Source organism: Caulobacter sp. FV2ye17ST (assembly GCF_058680955.1).
In genome coordinates, this window is sequence record NZ_CM178727.1 from 13,821 (window position 1) to 33,715 (window position 19,895).

A 19,895-nucleotide genomic window follows, 5' to 3' on the forward strand; every position below is an offset into this window, starting at 1 on the left:
GCACTCAGGCGGACGCACCTTAAAAGCCGGAGCGATGAAGGGCGGGCATCCGATGACAAGACTGGGTTTCAATCTGAACGCTTCGCAGGTCGTGCGCGGCGTCCTGATCGTCGGCCTGCTGTTCATGCTGGGCGCGAATCTGCCGGGCCATCTGTCCTACGACTCCCTGGCGCAACTGCATGAAGGCCGGACAGGCGTTCGCGCGACCTGGGGTCCGACAATGTATGCTTGGCTACTGGGGGCCTTTGACGAGGTTATTCCGGGAACCGGTCTTTATGTGATCGCCAGCGCCTCCCTGCTATTCTTCAGCCTCTCTGCGCTGCGGGCCACGCGCCCGCAGGTGTCTTGGTGGGCGGTTCCTCTGACCGTTCTGCTGGTCTTTTCCCCTATCGTGCTGATCTATCAGGCCATCGTCTGGAAGGACGTTCTGTTCGCCAACCTGGCCATTGCCGGTTTCGTCTGCTTGGCGCGACTGCCCGCCGCCTGGGATCGTCCCGGGCCGCGCTGGCTGGCTCTAGGCGGCGCCATGCTGGCCCTCGCCATGGCGGCGCTGGTTCGTCAGAACGGCGTGGTCGTGGTGGTGCTTGCCGCGATGAGCCTGGGCGCGATCCGTTTCCGTGATGGTTGGCGGCAAGCCCTGATCTGGGGCTTCGGCGGTCTGGTCGCGACATTGGTCCTGATGCAGGTGCTGGGCGCGGTCGCTCAGCCGAAAGGCGAAGCTCCGGGCAAGTCGACCAATGTCGGGCTTCGAATCCTGCAGCATTATGACATCGTCGGCGCCGTGGCCCGCGATCCCAACTATCCGCTGAGCCACATTACCGCTGCCAATCCCGCCGCCGCCGCCGCCATCCGCAAGGGCGTCGCCGTCTATTCCCCCCAGCGCGTTGACTTCTTTGACGCCGATCCCACCGTCGGCACGGCATTGTGGCACACCCCCAAGGCCGCCGTACGGGCTGAATGGCGCGAGCTAATCACCAAACATTCCGGCGCCTACATCGCCCAGCGCGGAGACGTATTCCGCTGGCTGGTCATGGCGCCCAAGGTCGAAGCCTGCCTGCCGGACTATGTCGGCGTCAGCGGGCCCGAAGCCTTGGTGGCCGATCTGAAACTGACCAACGCGGTCGATCCCGCCGACTGGTCGCTGCACAACTATGCGACCTATTTCTACGGCACGCCGGTCTTCTCCCATCTGGCCTACGCCCTGATCGCACTGATGGTCGCGGGCGTTCTGCTGTGGCGACGCGGCGGGGCCGATTTGGCTATCGCGGGCCTGATGCTCAGCGCCGTGGCCTTTGCTGGAAGCTTCTTCGTAATCTCGATCGCCTGTGACTACCGCTATCTGTATTTCCTCGACATCGCGGCCATGACCGGCCTGTTCTACCTCGTTCTCGACCCCTCGCTGCGCCGCGCCAGCGCCGAGGGCGACCTGCGGAGTGACCCTGCGTGACCGTTCGTTCGAACCTTCTTCTTGTGGCAGCGGCCTGCCTGATCGTCGCGGCATGCGACAAGCCCAAGGGCGCACCGGCTGATCCCGTCGCCGCCGCGCCTGTCGCCGCGCCAGCGCGGCCGGCTCCCGTGCGCCCGGCCGAACCGGTGAAGTGGGATGAGTCGAGCGGCCGCTTTACGGTCGACGGCACGGTGCTGAAGACCGCTCACCTGTGGCGCTTTGACGGATCGACCGAGGGGTTCGCGGCCGCATCGGCTCAGATCGAGCCCGCCCGGGGCGGCGGCCTGCGAGTCGTCGAGCAGGCGATCGACACCATCGTCCGGTCGCCTCAGAATCTCGCGATCGAGGGCGGGCGCTACAATGGCGTTGTGGTGCGGCTGACCCGCGAGAAGGAGGCGAGCAAGTGGGACGGCGCGCTGTTCTTCACCACCCCCGCGCACGGCGAGACGGCGGGCTTCTTCGGCAAGCCGCTGCGCGGCGCCGATCCGGTCGCCGGCGAAACCACCGTCATGGTCTATGACATGGCCAAACTGCGCAAAGGCGGCGGCGACTGGACAGCCTCGACCATTACGGGCCTGCGCCTCGACCTCGACGACCAGCCGGGCGGCCAGTTCGTCATTCACCAGATCGCGGTGGTCGCCTTGCCGGCCTCGGCGACGCTGCGACCGCAGCAGTAATGACGGCCAAGCCCCCGACCGCCGCGTTGATCCCCGCCGAACGGCCCGCCGCGCGGATCGCGGCGATCCTGCCGTGCTACCGGTCCGGCGCTCATGTGCTCGACGTGATCGCGGCCATCGGGCCGGAAGTCGATGTGATCATCTGCGTCGATGACGCCTGTCCTGACCGCGTTGGCGATCATATCGAGGCCCATGCGACGGACCCGCGCGTGGTCGTGCTGCGCCACGCGATCAATCAGGGCGTCGGCGGCGCTGTCTGCACCGGCTACGCCCACGCCCTGGAACTGGGCGCCGATATCTTCGTGAAGATCGACAGCGACGGTCAGATGGATCCGTCCGAGATCTCCGTCCTGGTCGATCCGATCGTGCGCGGCGACGCCGACTACGCGAAGGGCAACCGCTTTTTCAATATCGAGGACCTGCAGGGCATGCCGGCCCTGCGCCTGTTCGGCAATGCGGGCCTGTCGTTCCTGACCAAGCTGTCGACCGGCTACTGGAGCGTCTTCGATCCGACCAACGGCTATACGGCCGTGCATGCGCGGATGATCGAGCGGGTGCGGCTGGACAAGGTGTCCAAGCGCTACTTCTTCGAATCCGACCTGCTGTTCCGGCTGGGCACCCTGCGGGCCCGGGTCGCGGACGTGCCGATGGCGGCCATCTATGGCGACGAGATCAGCCAGATGGACGTCGGCAAGATCGTCATCCCGTTCTTCTTCTCGAACGTCTCCAATTTCCTGAAGCGCTTGTTCTACACCTACCTGCTGCGCAACTTCTCGGTGGCCTCGCTCTACCTGTTGATCGGCGTGCCACTGACCGTCTTTGGCCTGCTGTTCGGGATCGAGCGCTGGATCGACGCTGTTTCCGACTCGCGCCCGGCCACCTCGGGCCAGGTCATGTTCGCGGCGTTGCCGATCCTGATCGGCGTGCAGATGGTGCTCAACTTCATCGCTTACGACGTCGAGAACGAGCCCCGCACCGCCGTCTGGCCGCTGCTGCGCCCCAAGAAGCGCGCGGTCTAGGCCGGTCCGATGCCCCTGAAAGACATCCTGCTGTGCTTGGCCTTTTCGATCACCCTGCCGATCGGCCAGATCCTGTTCAAGGTCGCCGCCAACCACAGCCGGTCGATCACGGGTGGCGTGGTCGAGAAGGTGCTGCTCAATCCGCCGCTGATCGGGGCCTTCGCCTGGTACGGTCTCACGGCGCTGTTCTGGTTCTACATCCTGACCCGCATTGCGCTCAGCACGGCCTATCCGTTCTCGATCCTGGGATCGGCCCTGGTGCCGCTACTGGCCTGGCTCCTATTTCGCGAGCAGGTGACCCTGCAGGCCGCGGTGGGTTTCGCGGTCATGCTGCTGGGCTTCTTCATCGTGGTGCGCGCCCGCTAGAGCGCGCTTGGATTTGATTGAATCGGGGGATTCCGGTTTTCGCCGGATCGTGATTCAAGATGTGGGCTGGGTGGAGGCCAGCTTGCATGGTTCGACCCTATTCGATGGATCTGCGTGAGCGTTTGGTTGCTGCGGTTGAGGCAGGCGAGAGCCGGCGCTCGGCGGCGCGGCGGTTTGGAGTAAGCGCGTCGGTCGCGGTGAAGTGGCTGCAGCGTGTGGAGCGGACGGGCAGCGTCGCGCCGGACCAGGTGGGTGGCTACCGGCGGCCGGCGCTGGAGGGCGAGCGCGACTGGGTGCTGGCGCGGATCGCCCAGAAGCCAGACCTGACGCTGCGGGCGCTGGCGGCGGAGCTGAACGCGCGCGGTGTGAAGGCGGGCCAGTACGCGGTCTGGTCGTTCTTCAAGCGCGAGGGACTAACCTTCAAAAAAAACCCTGCACGCGGCCGAACAGGACCGGCCGGACGTGGTCAGGAAGCGCAACCGATGGAAGCGGTATCAAGGTCGGCTTGATCCCAGCCGTCTGGTCTTCATCGACGAGACCTGGGCCAAGACCAACATGACCCGCACCCACGGCCGGGCCCCATGCGGCGAGCGGCTGCAGGCCAAGGTCCCGCACGGCCACTGGAAGACCATGACCTTCATCGCCGCCTTGCGCCTTGAGGGGATCACCGCGCCCCTGGTGCTGGACCAGCCGATCAACGGCGAATGGTTCAGAGCCTATGTCGAGCAGGTCCTGATCCCGACCCTCAAGCCCGGCGACGTCGTCATCTGGGACAACTTGGGCAGCCACAAGGGCCAGGCCGTTCGTCAGGCCCTGCGCCGAGCCGGCGTCCACCTGCTCTTCCTGCCGCCCTACAGCCCCGACCTCAATCCCATCGAGCAGGTCTTCGCCAAGCTCAAGAGCCAGCTGCGCAAAGCCGACGAGCGATCCATTGAAGCCGTCTGGCGACGTATCGGCTCCTTGCTCGACCTCTTCAGCGCTCAAGAATGCGCAAACTACATTAGACACGCCGGTTATGCGTCCGTCTAAACCAAGCGCGCTCTAGAGCATTTTCCAATCCGACTGGATCGGTGAAATGCTCTAGTCTTTTGTTTAGCGCATTTTCTGACGACGAACCGGCGTCCACTTCGTCGGAAAATGCTCTAGAGCCTCATTCCGCCTTGCCGAGGCGAACGCTTTCGCACCCCATCGCCATCAGGCATTCGAACAGGAAGGCGGCGGTGAACGAGCCGCGACTGATCTTGTTGCGCAGGTTGGCCTCGCTTTCGGTCACGCCCCGTTCGGCCAGAAGTCGCGCCAGATCGGCATAGGTCAGATTGCGCCGCTTGAGCTCGGCCTTGAGCACGCCCTTGACGTGATCGGTCGATGTGACTGTCCGGGTTGCAACCATTTGCGCAACATACATCATCGAATATGATACGAAAACCGTTGACATGATCCCATGTGCGGATCATTTCTCGCCCGCCTGGCCGGGCCGCCGTCCAGTCTGGCGGGGATCACCGTCGGCCTGCATCCATTCGGATGTCAGCGCGCCGGGGTCGGGTGCACGGCGGGGATGAACCAGCGGCCGACATGAAACGACCAAACCTGAAGATTCAAACCAACAGCCTACTGATGCGCGTGCTGCGCGAAGGGCGCGGCTCCCTGTCGTTCGCTGCGGGCTTCACGCTGGTTTCGAGCGGCCTGTACATGGCGCTGCCGATCTTCACCAACCAGGTCTACGGCCGGGTGCTGACTAGCCAGAGCATCGCCACCTTGCTGGTGCTGACGGTCGGGGCGCTGTTCGTCTTCGCCGTTTCTTCGGTCATCGACTTCTATCGGGCGCGGGTCCTGATCAATTTCGGCGTGACCTTTGATCAGCGCGTCTCAGGGCACGTCTTTTCAGCTCTCTTCGACGGCATCAGCCGCCGAGAGGGTCACGTGACGTCGCAGGCGCTCCGCGATCTCGACATAGTCCGGCAGGCCTTGACCGGTTCGCCAATGCTGACCCTGTTTGATTTGCCGACCATGCCGCTGTTCATGATCGTGCTGTTCATCATCGACCCTTGGGTCGGCGGGCTGACCCTGATCGGCGGCGTTGTGCTGTTGATCCTGGCGGTCATTCAGGATCAGGTCACGCGCACGTCGCTGAAAGAGGCCAGCGACTCGGCGCTCAAGAGCTACAGCTTCACTGACGCCGGGCTGCGCAACAGCGAAGTCGTCCGGGCCTTGGGTATGTTGCCCAGCATCGGCGCGCTGTGGGGGCATTTCCGCAAGGAGTCGCTTGAGCGCAGCACTCAGGCCAGCGACCAGGCGGGCGTCTGGTCAAACGCCATCAAGTTTGTGCGCATGGCGATCCAGATCCTGATCGTCGCTCTGGGCGCCCTGCTGACCATCGAGCACAAGATCGGTCCGGGCCTGCTGTTCGCCAACATGATCCTTTCGGCGCGCGCCCTGGCGCCGATCGACCGGGCCGTCAGCGTATGGTCCAACCTCATCCAGGCCAGCCAGTCCTATGAGCGACTGACCAAGCTGCTGAACAGCTATACGCCGCCAAGGCCCGCGACCGCTCTGCCCCCTCCGACCGGACGGTTGACCGTCGAGGGCGTCAACTTCTTCACGCCGGACGGATCGCGTCCGTTGCTGCGAGGCATCGCTTTTACGATCTTGCCGGGCGAGACCGTGGGCGTCATTGGCCCCTCCGGTGCGGGCAAGTCGACCCTGGCCCGCCTGCTGGTCGGCATTTGGCAGCCCGCCAGCGGCGCGGTGCGCCTGGACGGCGCGGACGTCTTTACCTGGGAGCGCGCGGCCTTTGGCCGCCACGTGGGTTATCTCCCTCAGGACACCGAGTTGTTCGGGGGCACCGTTCGCCACAACATCGCCCGGTTCGCGCCCGACGTGACCGACGAGGAAGTCGTTGCGGCGGCCAAGATGGCTGCGGTGCATGACCTGATCCTGCGCCTGCCCAAGGGCTATGACACTGATCTTGGTCAGGAGGGCGTCGTGTTGTCGGTTGGCCAGCGCCAGCGGGTCGGTCTCGCGCGGGCCTTGCTGCGCGAGCCCAATTTCGTAGTGCTGGACGAGCCCAACGCCAATCTCGACGCTCTGGGCGAGGCAGCCTTGATGACCGCGCTGGATGCGCTGAAGGCGCGGGGCGCGACCGTGGTCGTGGTGTCCCACAAGCCCTCGATCTTCCGTTCGGCCGACAAGATCCTGGTGATGCGCGACGGCGCCATTGAAATGTACGGACCCCGCGACGCGGTCATGAGCAAGGTCACGGCCCAGAGCCAGGCGGCTGCACAGGTCTCTACCCCGCCGGCGGTCAAGGCGATCGAGGCAAAGTCATGAACCGTTTCCTCAAGCTAACCCAGGTTTCAGAACCCGAACTGGAACCGCCGGTCGTCGGTGGTCCCGATGCGCCGCTGACAGACGCCCAGAAGCGCCATGTGCGCCGGCCCATCATCGCTGGCAGCCTGGTCATCGGGATCTTCGTGATCGGACTGGGCCTGTGGGCCTCGGTCTCGCCGATCTTCGGCGCGGTAATCGCACCTGGCCAGGTGCGGGTCGAGAGCAGCCGCAAGACGCTGAAGAACCGTGACGGGGGCGTGGTGCGCGGCATCTATGTGCGTGATGGCGATCAGGTTGCGGTCAATCAGGTGCTTCTGCGTTTTGACGACGTCGTGCCCAAGGCTCAGGTGGCGGTTCTTTCCAATCAACAGCAGGCCCTTCTGGCCCAGCAGGCGCGTTTCGACGCCGAGTCCCTTGGGCGCAAGACCATGGTGCTTCCGGCCGAACTGCTCAGCGCCCAGGGCGATCCCCGGGTGGCCATGCTTGTGCGCAACGAGCAGTTTCTGTTCCGCTCCAGGCTCGACGCCGTGGAGGGGCAGGCGCAGATCCTCAATCAGCGCATCGTCCAGCTGCGCGAACGCCAGGCCGGCACGCAGATCCAGATCGATTCCATCGATGAGCAGATCCGCCTCAGCCGGGAGGAGCTGGAGGGCTACCAGACCCTCTACGAAAAGGGCTATGCGCCCAAGACCATGATCCTGCGGTTGCAGCGTGCGCTGGCGGAATCGCAGGGCCGTCGCGGCGCCATGGCGTCGGAGATGACCCGCATCCAGGAACAGGTCGGAGAGACCCGGCTGCAGCTCAACTCGCTGTATCAACAGCGCGAGAGCGAGGCGGCGGAAGGCAAGCGCCAGGCCGACGGCCAGTTGGCCGACATCAATCCCCGCCTGGGCGCCGCGCGCGACGCCCTGAGCCAGACCGAGGTTCGGGCGCCGGTTGCGGGCTTTGTCCTGAACCTCACCCAGCACACCCTCGGCGGCGTCGCCGGAGCGGGTGAGGCCCTGCTGGATGTCGTGCCCGCCAACGCGCCTCTGGTGGTGATGGCCGAGGTGCGCCCCAGCGATATCGACGAGGTTTCCGCCGGCATGATGGCCCAGGTTGATCTGGCGGCCTTCAGTTCGCTCAAGGTTCCCAAGGTCGAAGCCCGGGTTCTCCACGTCTCGGCAGATTCGCTGACCAATCCCAAGACCGGCGAAACCTATTTCGTCGCCGAGCTGAAGATCGATCCCAGCGAACTGAAGAAGCTTCCCAAAGGAGCCAAGCTCTATCCGGGCATGCCGGCCAACGTGATGATCAAGACCGGCAAGCGGACCATCATGTCCTATCTGCTGGGTCCGATCGGCGACGTGATCAATCACGCCCTGCGCGAATCCTGAGGGCGCGCCGATGGAGCAGCCAAAGGTCTCGTTTCTGATCGCCGGCGTTCAAAAGGGCGGCACCACGGCGCTGTTTGATTATCTGGTCGAGCATCCCGCGCTGGAAATGCCGGCGATCAAGGAGGCGCACTTCTTTGACGACGAGCGGACGGTCGACTGGAGCGCGCCGGACTATCGTCCGTATCACGCCCTTTTTTCACGACCCGATCCCGTGGTTCGCGGCGAAGCGACGCCGATCTATACCTACTGGCCCCGCTGCCTGGAGCGCATCGCGGCCTACAATCCCGCCATGCGCCTGATCGTGCTGTTTCGTGATCGGACCGAGCGTGCCTGGTCGCACTGGCGCATGGAGCGCGCGCGCGGCGCCGAGGACAGGCCCTTCGCCTGGTGCATTCGCGAAGGTCGCGCCCGCGTCGACGATCCGCAGGCTCCAGGTCATCATCGCGAGTATAGTTATGTGGAGCGTGGCTTCTACGGCGCGCAACTTGCCCGTCTCTACGCTACATTTCCTCATCAGCAGGTTCTGCCTCTGACATCGGCCGCGTTGGCCGCCGATCCGGACGGTGTTCTAGCCCGTGTGACGGATTTCCTCGCTGTTCCCCGCTTTCCGGGGGCGATCACGCCTCGTCGCTCGCACGTCGGGCGGGAAATGGGCCCTGGCGACCATCCGACAGCGGAAGACGTTGCCCTGTTACGAGGCATTTATGCCGCCGATCAGAAGCTTTTCCGGGATTTGTGCGGCGACACCTCCACAGGTTCAACCTAGAGGAATCGCCTCCTCGCCGCGGCCAGACGGTGCGGTGTGCGCTGGGGGTGGCTTCAGGCGGTTGATTTTGTTGCAAATTTATCGCGCGCGCAGGCCGCGTGAAAACCCATGCGTTCGGCGCGTTTCGGCTGTTGCGCAATTTCCGCTGATTAGATAACTATAGCGCGGGCTTGTTTGACCTTGGTCGTCACCCTCGGGGGAACGATTAGGTACGGCTAAGGAACGCAGGTTCTCCACCTCCGTGGTGGGGGCGCAGGCGGTCTTGCGGCCCGTTGACACGATTTTGGAGAACAAGAATGGCTACCTACGTTTTCGAAACCATCACCGCCGCTCAGGCGGCTGCTTTCACTCCCACCGACACCCTGATCTTCTCGACGCAGGCCGCGACCGCGACCGGCATCACGAAGACCACGATCGCCGCGACCGCGACCTCGACCGCCAAGGACGTTTTCACCTACGGCGCTCAGTCGGTCACCTTCTCGGCTGACGCCGTGACGGCCATCACCTTCCCGGCCGGCTCGCTCTACAAGAGCCAAACCGGCACCTTCGCCGGCGGCACCAAGGGCGACGCCCTGTACGCCACGGGCGCTTCGACTATCGACGGCGCTGCTGGCAGCGACCTGATCTCGGGCAGCTCCGCCGCTGACTCGATCCTGGGCGGCGACGACAACGACACCATCACCGGCGGTGCTGGTGCTGACAGCATCGAAGGTGGCGACGGCGACGACTCGATCAGCGCCGGCAACGATGCTGACGAAGTTCTGGGCGGCGCTGGCGACGACTCGATCACCGGCGGTACGGGCGCTGACGACATCAATGGTGGCGACGACGACGACACCATCTATGGCGGCAACGACGCTGATGCCCTCGAAGGCGGCGACGGCGACGACATCGTCTACGGCGACAACGGCGACGACACCATCACCACCGCTGATGGCGGCGTTGACACCGTGTTCGGCGGCGAAGGTGCTGACACCATCACCCTGACCAGCGGTGCCGCGACCGACACCGGCGACTTCGCCCAAGGCAACAAGGGCGCTGACGACATCACCGGCGGTGCCGGCAAGGACACCATCTATGGTGGCCAAGACGATGACGATCTGGCCGGCGGCACGGGCGCTGACTACATCCAAGGCAACATCGGCGCTGACGACATCACTGGCGGCGACGGCAACGACACTATCCGTGGCGGTCAAGACAACGACGGCATCGCCGGCGGCAACAACAACGACCTGATCTACGGCGATCTGGGCGATGACACCCTGGCTGGCGACGCAGGCAACGACACCATCGACGGTGGCGCTGGTGCTGACACCATCACGGGCGGCGCTGGTCAAGACGTGATGACCGGCGGCGACGGCAACGACAAGTTCGTCTTCGCGACGGGCGACTCGGTTGCTCCGACCGCCGACTCGATCACCGACTTCGCCACCGGCGACAAGCTGGTGCTGACGGCGGCTGTGGGTGGTGCTGGCTCGGCCGGCAACTACTTCGAAGGCACGGATGACACCTACGCGGCCGCTGCGGCGACTGCTGCGGTGAAGATGGCCGGTACGGACGTTGACTACGTGGCGATCCAGGTTGGTAGCGACGTGTTCTTCTTCTACGATCAAACCAGCGCTGGCACGACGTTCGACAACGTCATCGTTCTGGCCGGTTCGGACCTGAGCGATATCTCGTTCAGCTCGATCGCCCTGACCTAAGAGCTCTTCTTCAGAGCTAAGATTGTGGGGCCATCCTTCGGGGTGGCCCCCTTTTTTTGTCCAGATTTCGCCCAGGGGCCCGTGGCCATCGGGTTATGAGTGCCAGGCCCATGTCAAACGCGGCGATCTATCTCAATCCGGAAGCCTTCGACACCAAGACCAAGACCCTGATGGGTCGTCACGCGGCGGGTGAGAGCTTTCTTCGCGGCTTTCGGCTGCATGCCGATGTCGAGCGGCACGTGTTCTGGAACGTGGCCGGCCGGCCGGCCGCAGACATGCAAGCCTTCGTCGACGCCGTCGAACCCAGCGCCAAGCCGGTCACCTGGCTGGCTGCGGGCGATCGCCGGGGTATTGCCCGGATGGGGGCTGTCAGCCTCAGCTCGCCGCAGATCGCGCGTGAGGCCTGGGCGCGGCGCGTCTTGGGCGATGCGGCCTACGGAATCTGCGGCATTACCCATACCACCGCGACGGCCCGCGCCATGGACGCCATCGGCGCCTTGCTGACGGCCCCTGTCAAGCCCTGGGACGCCCTGATCTGCACCTCACGCGCTGTCCGCGCCGCCGTTGAGCGCCAGCTTGAAGCGACCGAGGACTATCTCGCCCAGACCCTGGGCGCATCAAGGCTGACCCGACCTCAGCTGGAAGTCATCCCGCTGGGCGTCAATGTCGCCGACTTCATCACGACCCCGACCCAGAAGAAAGACTGGCGCGAAAGACTGGGTATCGCCGACGATACGGTTGTGGCCCTTTATGTCGGCCGCTTCAGCGCCGCCGCCAAGATGAACCCCCTGCCGATGGCCATGGCCCTGGAGCGCGCTGCGGCGCGGTCGGGAAAGAAGATCGCCTGGGTGGTCGCCGGCTGGGCGCCGAACGCGGAACTGACGGCGCGCTACCACGACGATAGCCGGGCCTGCTGCCCCAGCATCCAGTATATCCCACTCGACGGGCGGGAACCCGACGTCCGCTTCTCGATCTGGGCGGTGGGCGACATCTTTCTGTCCTTGTCGGACAATGTGCAGGAAACCTTTGGTCTGACCCCGGTCGAGGCCATGGCCGCCGGCATGCCCAATGTGGTGTCCGACTGGGACGGCTACCGCGACACCGTGCGTCACGGGGTCGACGGCTTCCGCATCGCCACCTACTCGCCCCGTCCCGGAACCGGCGAGGACATCGCCTATCGTCATGCCAATGACTGGGTGAAATACGAAGCCTATGTCGCCGCGACCAGCCAAACCAATGTCGTGGACATCGACCAGGCCGCTCAAGCGATCGCCACGCTGGCCTGTGACCCCGATCTGCGCGTCCGAATGGGTGCATCGGCGCGCGAACGGGCGGTCACGGAATTTGACTGGGCGCGGATCATTCCCCGCTACCAGGCGCTGTGGGGGGCCATGAACGCCCGGCGTCTGGCCGCGCCAGCGCCAGCGCCGGCGGCGCGTAATCTGGTCAACAACCCCTGGCGGATGGACCCCTATACGCTGTTCGCCGCCTATCCAACCGAGTACCTGACCGACACGAGTATGATCCGCTCCAGGCCGGATCTCACCTGGGCGCAGGTCAAAGCGGCGACCGGCTCTGTCATGACCCGCGAGGGCGGTTTTGCCTTACCCCCGGAGGCCGAGATCGACAGCTTGGTCGAGCGGCTTGCTGGCGAGCGTCAGATCAGCGTGGGAGATCTGCTCGCTCACTTTCCCGCGCCCCGGCGGGTGCTGCTTGAGCGTGGCGTGCTTTGGCTCGCCAAGTATGGTTTCATCGAGATCCTGGGCCGCTCAGACCGTATTGCCGACTAGCGCTTGAAGCGCGCACTCTCTTCTCGCTGCCGACTTCCGGGCGCAAGGCAGCGAACTGCGGGCTACAGCAAACGGAGCGGCGAGAATGGCACGCCTTGCTTCCACACGCGCTCTTGGCCGGAGCGCAATGCCAACGCAACGTTAAGGATAGCCCTAAAACTCGAACGGCCGAGCCGCAAAACCATTAAGTTTCGCAACCCGGCCGGAGTGACACAGCCGCGCTGGAGAACAAGGCTGAGATCAGAATATGCCACAGATCAGGTTCACCTGAAAGGGGAAACGCCCGTCTATGGGGGGTCGTCGACACAAGATCGTTAAATTGTGATCGACCAAGTGGTGTCCACCACCTTGACGCCCCCGTTCATGACCACATAGCGGCCTTCATAGCGCCCCTTGCGCCAGCCGCCGGCCGGCGCTTTCTTGCCCGTGAACAGCACATATTGTGCCTTGGCGCTGGCCAGGGGGGCCACCTTGTTGTCGCCCAGAACGATCCCGTCGGGCCCCTTCAGGGTCAGATGAGCCTCGTCGCCGACCTTCAGGCCAATGGATCGCACATAGGCCACCAGCGGGGTCGTCGCGCCCGCTTTGGGCAGGTTTCCGGCCTCCACCTCGGCCATCCCGGCCGGGCCCGCCGCGAAGCCCTTGTTGAGCACCGCCCGCGGCTTGTAGGCGAGCCTGCTCGCCGCAGAGGCGGTCCAAAGGCCCGAGCCCGAACCGCAGGCTCCCGCTGCGCCCGGCGCGGGCGCGAAGGGGTCGATGACCTCGTTGTTCCGCCGCACGGTGAAGTGCAGGTGAGGATACTCGGTCAGACCGGACAGGCCGACCTGTCCGAGGGGCTGGCCGCGCTTGACCGCCTGGCCGGCCTTCACCACCAGCGAGCCCTGGCGCATATGACAGTACTGGGTGACCAGGCCGCCGCCATGGTCAACCACCAGGCCATTGCCGCATTCCTGGCCCTTCACGGCCTCCAGGCCCGTCGTCTTGACCGAGATGTCGGCCACCCCGTCGCGCACCCTGGACACGGTCCCATCGGCCGCCGACAGGACCGCTACGCCGGCCTTCTGGGCCCGAAGGTCGGGCAGACGGAAATCGACGCCGTTGTGGCCTTCATAGGTCAGGGAGCCGCACCGGAAATCCTCGGCGCCGGGGCCCGGATCACGGTCGACGAGGTTCTGCACCTCGCAGTTGACGCCGATCTCGCACTGGATGGGAATTGACAGTCCGCCGCCGGCGCCATCGGGCGCGAGGGCCAGCAGGGGGAGGCATCCCAGGCCTGACAGGGCCAGGCAGGACATCGCCAGCAGGGGCCGCATGGATCACCTCCGTCTCGTCGCCCGCGCGCATCGCGGGACTGACAGGAATGATGGCAGGTGAGGGCGGAAGTTTGTCGCGCGGCGTGAATAGGGCCGGACATGGAAACGGCCGCTCCCTTTAGGGAAGCGGCCGTTTTGGTGGAGCTTAGCGGAGTCGAACCGCTGACCTCTTGCATGCCATGCAAGCGCTCTACCAGCTGAGCTAAAGCCCCGAGGTCCTTGGTTTCCCAAGAGAACCTTGGTGTATCTCGTCGGTACCGATCAGGTCGGCCCCGGCGAGGCGCGGAACCTATGCCGGGAGGATTTTTGGATCAACCCTCCCGGCGAACTTTTTTCGAAGAATTTTTCGAACGTCGTTCTGGCTCTTAGCGATCGTCGTCGTCGGCGCCCGGAAGGCCTTCGATTTCGTCTTCAAGCGCGTCCTCGTCCTCGTCCTCGAGGAAGGGAACGTCGTCGGCTTCGTCTTCGGCGAGGTCTTCATCCTCGGCGAAGTCGACGCCCAGATCGTCGCCGCCCGCGGGGGTCGGCGCGCCCGGATCAGCGTCTTCGTCGTCGGTCTCGATGACGTCCGGCTCGACCTTGTCGATTTCCGGCGTCTCATCGACCTCGTCCTCGAAGCCGTCCTCATCCTTCGGAGGCGGAGCGGGCTTCTCGTCCTCGGCGTCATAGTCCGGCGTGACGGCGCGCGCCCGGACGCGGCGCGATTTCAGCGCCTCTTCCGGGTCGAACGACTCGCCACACTTGGGGCAGAGCGCCGGGCGGCGGCCCAGGTCGTAGAATTTCGATTGGCAGTTGGGGCAAATTTGTTTTGCGCCCAATTCGGGATTGGCCAAGAGGCGAACCTTTGATCCAGATGGGAAAAGCGGCCGGTGACTTGCCATGGCCAAGGCCCGCTGTCAAAAGCAATCCCCTCGCGAACCCCACCATAACCAGGGAGCCGGTTACGGCATGACGGCGGCTGGACTGAAGAGCGGACCCGGCGGAGCCCTTCGAGGCGCCGTTCGCGCCCCGGGCGACAAGTCGATTTCGCATCGCTCCATGATCCTGGGCGCCCTGGCCAGTGGCACCACCACGGTCGAGGGCCTGCTCGAGGGCGATGACGTCCTGGCGACCGCTCGGGCCATGCAGGCCTTTGGCGCGCGGGTCGAGCAGGAGGGCGGCGGTCGCTGGCGCATCGAGGGCGCCGGCGGCTTCACCGAACCCACCGACGTCATCGATTGCGGCAACGCCGGCACCGGCGTGCGCCTGATCATGGGCGCGGCGGCGGGCTTCGCCATGTGCTCAACCTTCACCGGCGACGCATCCCTGCGCGGCCGGCCGATGGGCCGGGTGCTGGATCCCCTGGCGCGCATGGGCGCCACCTGGCTGGGACGCGACAAGGGCCGTCTGCCCCTGACCCTGAAGGGCGGCAATCTGCGCGGACTGGCCTATCGCCTGCCGATGGCCTCGGCCCAGGTGAAGTCGGCCGTGCTGCTGGCCGGCCTTCACGCCGAAGGCGGCGTCGAGGTGATCGAGCCAGAAGCGACGCGCGACCACACCGAGCGCATGCTGCGCGCCTTCGGGGCCGAGGTGATCGTCGAGGACCGTGAGGGCGCTCGCCACATCCGCCTGCCGGCGGGCCAGAAGCTGAGCGGGACTCACGTCTCGGTTCCGGGCGATCCGTCCTCGGCGGCCTTCCCGCTGGTGGCCGGCCTGATCGTTCCGGGTTCGGAGGTCACGGTCGAGGGCGTGATGCTCAATCAACTGCGCACCGGCCTGTTCACGACGCTGCAGGAGATGGGCGCGGATCTGGTGATCTCGAACGTCCGGATGTCCAGCGGCGAAGAGATCGGCGACATCACCGCCCGCTATTCCCAGCTGAAGGGCGTGATCGTGCCGCCCGAGCGCGCCCCGGCGATGATCGACGAATATCCCATCCTGGCTGTCGCGGCCGCCTTCGCCGACGGTCCGACCGTCATGCGCGGCATCGGCGAGATGCGCGTCAAGGAAAGCGATCGCATCGCCCTGACGGCGGCGGGTCTCACGGCCTGCGGCGTCACGGTCGAGGAAGAGCCCGAAGGCATGACGGTCGTCGGCACGCGCGGCGGCAATCACCCCGTGCGCGGCGGCGGCCTGGTCCACACTCATGGCGATCACCGCATCGCCATGAGCCACCTGATCCTCGGCATGGCCGCCCAGCAGGGCGTGGCGGTTGACGAGCCGGGCATGATCGCCACCAGCTTCCCGGGCTTCGCCGACCTGATGCGCGGCCTGGGTGCGGATCTGTCGGAGGCCTGAGCATGGGTTTCGTGATCGCCGTCGACGGTCCCGCCGCCTCGGGCAAGGGCACGGTCGCCAGCCGGCTGGCGGCGCTCTACGGCTACGCCATGCTGGATACCGGCCTGCTCTACCGCGCCGTCGGCGTGCGACTGCTGGCGACCGGCGGCGATCTGGATGACGCCGCCGCCGCCGAGGCCGCGGCCAAGGGGCTGGACCTGGCCGAACTGGAACGGGCCGAGGTTCGCACTCGCGCCGCCGGCGAAGCGGCCAGCCGGGTCGCCGTCCACACCGGCGTCCGCGCGGCCCTGTTCGATCTTCAGCGGCAGTTCACCACCCGCGAGCCGGGCTCGGTGATCGACGGGCGCGACATCGGTACGGTCATCGCCCCCGAGGCGCCGGCCAAGCTGTATGTGACCGCCACACCGGAGATCCGGGCCGAACGGCGCTGGAAACAGCTGTCCGGACAGGGCGAAGCCGTGGCCTACGCCGATGTTCTGGCCGACATCCACAGACGTGACGCCCGCGATTCCGGCCGCGACAGCGCGCCCATGACCCAGGCCCCGGACGCCGTCTTGCTTGATACGTCGGAAATGACTATAGAGCAGGCCTTCGATGCGGCCCGCCGCATTGTCGAGACGGCGCGCGCCCGGTCGGGAAACCTCCCGGGCTAATCTAACGCCCGCCTCGCCGCCGCTTAGGAAGCCGCGGTCCGCATGAAAATCCTTATCACCCGGAATCCCCAGAACCGTCATTCGGCGGCTTCATTGTGGGGCGTCCCTCAACACGAGACTAAACATCAGCATGGCTGACGATATGAGCTTCAACCCGACGCGCGACGATTTCGAAGCGCTGCTGAACGATTCCATGGGCGGCCGCGACTTCGCGGAAGGCACCGTCGTCAAGGGTATCGTTGTCGGTATCGAGAAGGACTTCGCGATCATCGACGTCGGTCTGAAGACCGAAGGTCGCGTTCCGCAAAAGGAATTCGGCGTTGACGACGCCGGCAAGCCCACCATCAAGGTCGGCGACCACGTCGAAGTGTTCCTGGAACGCCTCGAAAACGCCCTGGGCGAAGCGGTCATCAGCCGCGAAAAGGCCAAGCGCGAAGAAGCCTGGACCCGTCTGGAAGGCGTTTACGCCCAGAACGTCCCGGTGCTCGGCGCTATCGTCGGTCGCGTCAAGGGCGGCTTCACCGTCGACCTGGGCGGCGCCTCGGCGTTCCTGCCCGGCTCGCAGGTCGACATCCGCCCCGTGCGCGACGTCGGCCCGCTCATGGGCAAGGAACAACCCTTCGCCATCCTCAAGATGGACCGTCCGCGCGGCAACATCGTCGTCTCGCGTCGCGCCATCCTGGAAGAAGCCCGCGCCGAGCAGCGCACCGAACTGGTGTCGCAGCTGCAAGAGGGTGAAATCCGTGAAGGCGTCGTCAAGAACATCACCGACTACGGTGCGTTCGTTGACCTGGGCGGCATCGACGGCCTGCTGCACGTGACCGACATGAGCTGGAAGCGCGTCAACCACCCGAGCCAAGTGCTCGCCGTGGGCGACACCGTGAAGGTCCAGATCGTCAAGATCAACCCGGACACCCAGCGCATCAGCCTCGGCATGAAGCAGCTGCAGTCGGATCCGTGGGATGGTGTTGAAGCCAAGTACCCGGTCGGCGCCAAGTTCACGGGCCGCATCACCAACATCACCGACTACGGCGCGTTTGTTGAGCTGGAAGCCGGCGTTGAAGGCCTGGTCCACGTCTCGGAAATGTCCTGGACCAAGAAGAACGTCCACCCCGGCAAGATCGTCTCGACCTCGCAGGAAGTCGACGTGGTCGTGCTGGACGTCGATCCGTCCAAGCGTCGCGTGTCGCTGGGCCTGAAGCAGGCTCTGGCCAACCCGTGGGATTCGTTCCTCGAAACCCACCCGGTCGGCTCGACCGTCGAAGGCGAAGTCAAGAACGCGACCGAATTCGGTCTGTTCATCGGCCTCGACAACGACATCGACGGCATGGTGCACCTGTCGGACATCGACTGGAGCGCCTCGGGCGAAGAAGCCATGGCTCGCTACAAGAAGGGCGACATGGTCAAGGCGAAGGTTCTCGACGTCGACGTCGAGAAGGAACGCATCTCGCTGGGCATCAAGCAGCTGGGTGGCGATCCGATGTCGGGCGACACCTATCGCAAGAGCCAGACCGTGACCGTCACGGTGACGGAAGTCACCACCGGCGGCATCGAAGTTCGCTTCGGTGAAGACGACGCCCTGATGACCGCCTTCATCCGCAAGTCGGACCTGTCGCGCGACCGTCAGGAACAGCGCCCCGAGCGCTTCGCCGTGGGTGACCGCGTCGACGCTCAGATCACCAACATCGATAAGGCGGCCCGCCGCGTTTCGATGTCGATCAAGTCGCTGGAAATGGCCGAAGAGAAGGAAGCCATCGAGCAGTTCGGCTCGTCGGACTCCGGCGCTTCGCTGGGCGACATCCTGGGCGCGGCTCTCCGCGAACGGGCCACCCCGAAGGAATAGTCTTCCGCCCCTTCATCGGGACTGAAGTCAGCGGCGGCCGGAGCGATCCGGCCGCCGTTTTTCTTTGCGCCCATCCACCGTCTTGTTCCGCTAAGTCCTTGGACGGGGACGTCTTTGGTGAAGACAGCGCTCACCATGATGATCCCGATCGGGGGTCTAAACCGCGCGTTTCCTCCGTCTTGACGTCACGAGAGACGTTTCAGCCGAAACCCCGGTCAATGTGTGAGAAGCTTGCGCATATTCGCGCGAGCGGAGGCATGTAAACCCAGATTGAGGACTAAAGTCGGGATATCCTGTCTGCCTCGCATCGGGCCGCCGCCCAGGTCGGGCGCCAGAATCTCAACCTGCCTCTTGAAGACTCAACCACCCTTGGGCAAAGGTCCGCACGCGCCAGTTCCTCCCTCCGGCGCCGGGGATATCGATGATCAAGTCTGAACTCATCGCCAGGCTCGCGAATGAAAATCCGCACCTGACGCAGAAAGACGTCGAGCGCGTCGTCGGCGTCATTCTCGAGCGCATGATCGGCGCTCTGGAAGGTGGCGGTCGCGTCGAACTTCGGGGCTTTGGCGCCCTGTCGGTCCGCTCGCGCCCGGCGCGCTCGGGCCGCAATCCGCGCACTGGCGAAACCGTCGATGTCCGCGCCAAGCATGTGCCGTTCTTCAAGAGCGGCAAGGAATTGCGGGCCCGGCTCAACGCCGACGAGTAGTCTGACCCCGTCTTGACCTTGGGGGCCGAACGCCGTCAGCCTCGCGACTTTCAGCAGGGCTAATCGGCGAGACCGGGTCATGAGCGTCATCAAGGAATTTCGCGAGTTCATCTCGCGCGGCAACGTCATCGATCTCGCCGTCGGCGTGATCATCGGCGCGGCCTTCAACGGCATCGTCAAGAGCCTGGTCGACCAGGTGATCATGCCGCCGATCGGTCTGCTGACCGGCGGCCTGGACTTCTCCAAGCTGGAATGGGTGCTCAAACCCGAAGACGCGGCCACCGAGGCCGTGGAGAAGGTCGCCGTTCAGTACGGGGCCTTCATCAACACCCTGATCCAGTTCCTGATCGTGGCGGCCGTCGTGTTCCTGCTGGTCAAGATCGTCAACGGCATCCGCCGCGCCGACGCGGCCGAGCCCGCGCCCGAAGCCCCCACGGCGCCGACCGCCCAGGAAGCGCTGCTGATGGAGATCCGGGACCTGCTGGCTAAGGGGGCGGCGCCGAAGGTTGCGGCGGCCGCGCCCAAGGCGGCTGTGGCGAAGGCGCCGGCCAAGACCGCCGCGAAACCCAAGCCGAAAACAAAATAGACCTGTCATCCCGGCTCACGCCGATGGCGCGTCCGGGATGACAGGC

General features: G+C 65.2%; 17 protein-coding genes, 1 tRNA gene and 1 pseudogene. 15 read left to right on the top strand and 4 right to left on the bottom strand.

Annotated elements, in window-relative coordinates:
• The first annotated feature begins 52 nt into the window (after window positions 1–52).
• From ACW17V_RS00080 to ACW17V_RS00100, 5 genes are all read left to right on the top strand, one after another.
• Window positions 53–1,447 carry a hypothetical protein gene (locus ACW17V_RS00080; protein ID WP_492106882.1) on the top strand — a complete coding sequence of 465 codons (1,395 nt, stop codon included), beginning with the start codon at window positions 53–55 and terminating at the stop codon, window positions 1,445–1,447.
• Window positions 1,444–2,124, top strand: coding sequence for a hypothetical protein (locus tag ACW17V_RS00085; protein WP_492106883.1), 681 nt, complete (start codon window positions 1,444–1,446; stop codon window positions 2,122–2,124). Before ACW17V_RS00080 ends, ACW17V_RS00085 begins: the two co-directional genes overlap by 4 nt.
• Entirely contained in the window at window positions 2,124–3,143 is a 1,020-nt protein-coding gene (locus ACW17V_RS00090; RefSeq protein WP_492106884.1) for a glycosyltransferase family 2 protein, read from the top strand. The genes ACW17V_RS00085 and ACW17V_RS00090 overlap by 1 nt, the downstream gene beginning before the upstream one ends.
• 9 nt (window positions 3,144–3,152) lie before the next feature.
• Window positions 3,153–3,509 (top strand): DMT family transporter, encoded by a 357-nt coding sequence (locus ACW17V_RS00095; RefSeq protein ID WP_492106885.1) that lies wholly within the window; start codon window positions 3,153–3,155, stop codon window positions 3,507–3,509.
• An 86-nt stretch (window positions 3,510–3,595) separates the two neighbouring features.
• A protein-coding gene (locus ACW17V_RS00100) for an IS630 family transposase (RefSeq protein WP_492106886.1) occupies window positions 3,596–4,538 on the top strand; the annotation gives its coding sequence in 2 pieces (ribosomal slippage) (window positions 3,596–3,931 and window positions 3,933–4,538; 942 coding nt in all).
• Window positions 4,539–4,659: 121 nt separating this feature from the next.
• Here ACW17V_RS00100 and ACW17V_RS00105 read toward each other — a convergent pair.
• A complete protein-coding gene (locus ACW17V_RS00105) occupies window positions 4,660–4,899 on the bottom strand; it encodes a DUF6471 domain-containing protein (RefSeq protein ID WP_492106887.1) in 240 nt (79 codons plus the stop codon).
• Between the two features lie 182 nt (window positions 4,900–5,081).
• On the opposite strand from ACW17V_RS00105, the gene ACW17V_RS00110 reads away from it, so the two are divergent.
• The 5 genes from ACW17V_RS00110 to ACW17V_RS00130 all read left to right on the top strand — a co-directional run bounded on the left by ACW17V_RS00110 (window position 5,082) and on the right by ACW17V_RS00130 (window position 12,471).
• Window positions 5,082–6,836 (top strand): type I secretion system permease/ATPase, encoded by a 1,755-nt coding sequence (locus ACW17V_RS00110; RefSeq protein ID WP_492106888.1) that lies wholly within the window; start codon window positions 5,082–5,084, stop codon window positions 6,834–6,836.
• Window positions 6,833–8,212: an HlyD family type I secretion periplasmic adaptor subunit gene (locus ACW17V_RS00115; RefSeq protein ID WP_492106889.1), complete on the top strand. Its 1,380-nt coding sequence runs from the start codon at window positions 6,833–6,835 to the stop codon at window positions 8,210–8,212. Before ACW17V_RS00110 ends, ACW17V_RS00115 begins: the two co-directional genes overlap by 4 nt.
• A 10-nt stretch (window positions 8,213–8,222) precedes the next feature.
• A complete protein-coding gene (locus tag ACW17V_RS00120; protein ID WP_492106890.1) occupies window positions 8,223–8,978 on the top strand; it encodes a sulfotransferase domain-containing protein in 756 nt (251 codons plus the stop codon).
• 296 nt (window positions 8,979–9,274) lie between these two features.
• On the top strand, window positions 9,275–10,681 hold the full coding sequence (locus ACW17V_RS00125; protein ID WP_492106891.1) for a calcium-binding protein: 1,407 nt from the start codon (window positions 9,275–9,277) through the stop codon (window positions 10,679–10,681).
• 110 nt (window positions 10,682–10,791) lie between these two features.
• Complete coding sequence (locus tag ACW17V_RS00130; RefSeq protein ID WP_492106892.1) at window positions 10,792–12,471, top strand: glycosyltransferase family 4 protein; 1,680 nt, start codon at window positions 10,792–10,794, stop codon at window positions 12,469–12,471.
• Window positions 12,472–12,785: 314 nt separating this feature from the next.
• Here the strand turns inward: ACW17V_RS00130 and ACW17V_RS00135 are convergent, their stop codons facing one another.
• The 3 genes from ACW17V_RS00135 to ACW17V_RS00145 form a co-directional block, all read right to left on the bottom strand.
• Window positions 12,786–13,784, bottom strand: a complete 999-nt coding sequence (locus ACW17V_RS00135; protein ID WP_492106893.1) for a M23 family metallopeptidase — start codon at window positions 13,782–13,784, stop codon at window positions 12,786–12,788.
• A 136-nt stretch (window positions 13,785–13,920) separates the two neighbouring features.
• Window positions 13,921–13,996 (bottom strand) — tRNA-Ala (locus tag ACW17V_RS00140).
• A 153-nt stretch (window positions 13,997–14,149) separates the two neighbouring features.
• The gene (locus ACW17V_RS00145; protein WP_492106894.1) at window positions 14,150–14,617 is read right to left on the bottom strand and encodes a TIGR02300 family protein; all 468 of its coding nucleotides are present in this window, start codon (window positions 14,615–14,617) and stop codon (window positions 14,150–14,152) included.
• A 115-nt stretch (window positions 14,618–14,732) separates the two neighbouring features.
• Here ACW17V_RS00145 and aroA point away from each other — a divergent pair, with 115 nt between their 5' ends.
• The 5 genes and pseudogenes from aroA to mscL all read left to right on the top strand — a co-directional run.
• Window positions 14,733–16,061, top strand: a complete 1,329-nt coding sequence (aroA, locus tag ACW17V_RS00150; protein WP_492106895.1) for a 3-phosphoshikimate 1-carboxyvinyltransferase — start codon at window positions 14,733–14,735, stop codon at window positions 16,059–16,061.
• Window positions 16,062–16,063: 2 nt separating this feature from the next.
• Window positions 16,064–16,714: a (d)CMP kinase gene (cmk, locus tag ACW17V_RS00155; protein ID WP_492106896.1), complete on the top strand. Its 651-nt coding sequence runs from the start codon at window positions 16,064–16,066 to the stop codon at window positions 16,712–16,714.
• Between the two features lie 130 nt (window positions 16,715–16,844).
• The gene (gene rpsA, locus ACW17V_RS00160; RefSeq protein ID WP_492106897.1) at window positions 16,845–18,557 is read left to right on the top strand and encodes a 30S ribosomal protein S1; all 1,713 of its coding nucleotides are present in this window, start codon (window positions 16,845–16,847) and stop codon (window positions 18,555–18,557) included.
• 421 nt (window positions 18,558–18,978) lie between these two features.
• Window positions 18,979–19,263 carry an integration host factor subunit beta gene (locus ACW17V_RS00165; protein ID WP_035048510.1) on the top strand — a complete coding sequence of 95 codons (285 nt, stop codon included), beginning with the start codon at window positions 18,979–18,981 and terminating at the stop codon, window positions 19,261–19,263.
• A gap of 79 nt (window positions 19,264–19,342) precedes the next feature.
• Window positions 19,343–19,753 (top strand): annotated as a pseudogene (gene mscL / locus ACW17V_RS00170) (large-conductance mechanosensitive channel protein MscL); the annotation flags it as partial.
• Between the last annotated feature and the right edge of the window lie 142 nt (window positions 19,754–19,895).

Coding starts and splice junctions, on each gene's coding strand:
- ACW17V_RS00105 (WP_492106887.1), bottom strand. CDS start 4,899: ATGGTTGCAACCCGGACAGTCACATCGACCGATCACGTCAAGGGCGTG.
- ACW17V_RS00095 (WP_492106885.1), top strand. CDS start 3,153: ATGCCCCTGAAAGACATCCTGCTGTGCTTGGCCTTTTCGATCACCCTG.
- ACW17V_RS00090 (WP_492106884.1), top strand. CDS start 2,124: ATGACGGCCAAGCCCCCGACCGCCGCGTTGATCCCCGCCGAACGGCCC.
- ACW17V_RS00080 (WP_492106882.1), top strand. CDS start 53: ATGACAAGACTGGGTTTCAATCTGAACGCTTCGCAGGTCGTGCGCGGC.
- rpsA (WP_492106897.1), top strand. CDS start 16,845: ATGGCTGACGATATGAGCTTCAACCCGACGCGCGACGATTTCGAAGCG.
- cmk (WP_492106896.1), top strand. CDS start 16,064: ATGGGTTTCGTGATCGCCGTCGACGGTCCCGCCGCCTCGGGCAAGGGC.
- ACW17V_RS00165 (WP_035048510.1), top strand. CDS start 18,979: ATGATCAAGTCTGAACTCATCGCCAGGCTCGCGAATGAAAATCCGCAC.
- ACW17V_RS00125 (WP_492106891.1), top strand. CDS start 9,275: ATGGCTACCTACGTTTTCGAAACCATCACCGCCGCTCAGGCGGCTGCT.
- aroA (WP_492106895.1), top strand. CDS start 14,733: ATGACGGCGGCTGGACTGAAGAGCGGACCCGGCGGAGCCCTTCGAGGC.
- ACW17V_RS00115 (WP_492106889.1), top strand. CDS start 6,833: ATGAACCGTTTCCTCAAGCTAACCCAGGTTTCAGAACCCGAACTGGAA.
- ACW17V_RS00120 (WP_492106890.1), top strand. CDS start 8,223: ATGGAGCAGCCAAAGGTCTCGTTTCTGATCGCCGGCGTTCAAAAGGGC.
- ACW17V_RS00135 (WP_492106893.1), bottom strand. CDS start 13,784: ATGCGGCCCCTGCTGGCGATGTCCTGCCTGGCCCTGTCAGGCCTGGGA.
- ACW17V_RS00130 (WP_492106892.1), top strand. CDS start 10,792: ATGTCAAACGCGGCGATCTATCTCAATCCGGAAGCCTTCGACACCAAG.
- ACW17V_RS00110 (WP_492106888.1), top strand. CDS start 5,082: ATGAAACGACCAAACCTGAAGATTCAAACCAACAGCCTACTGATGCGC.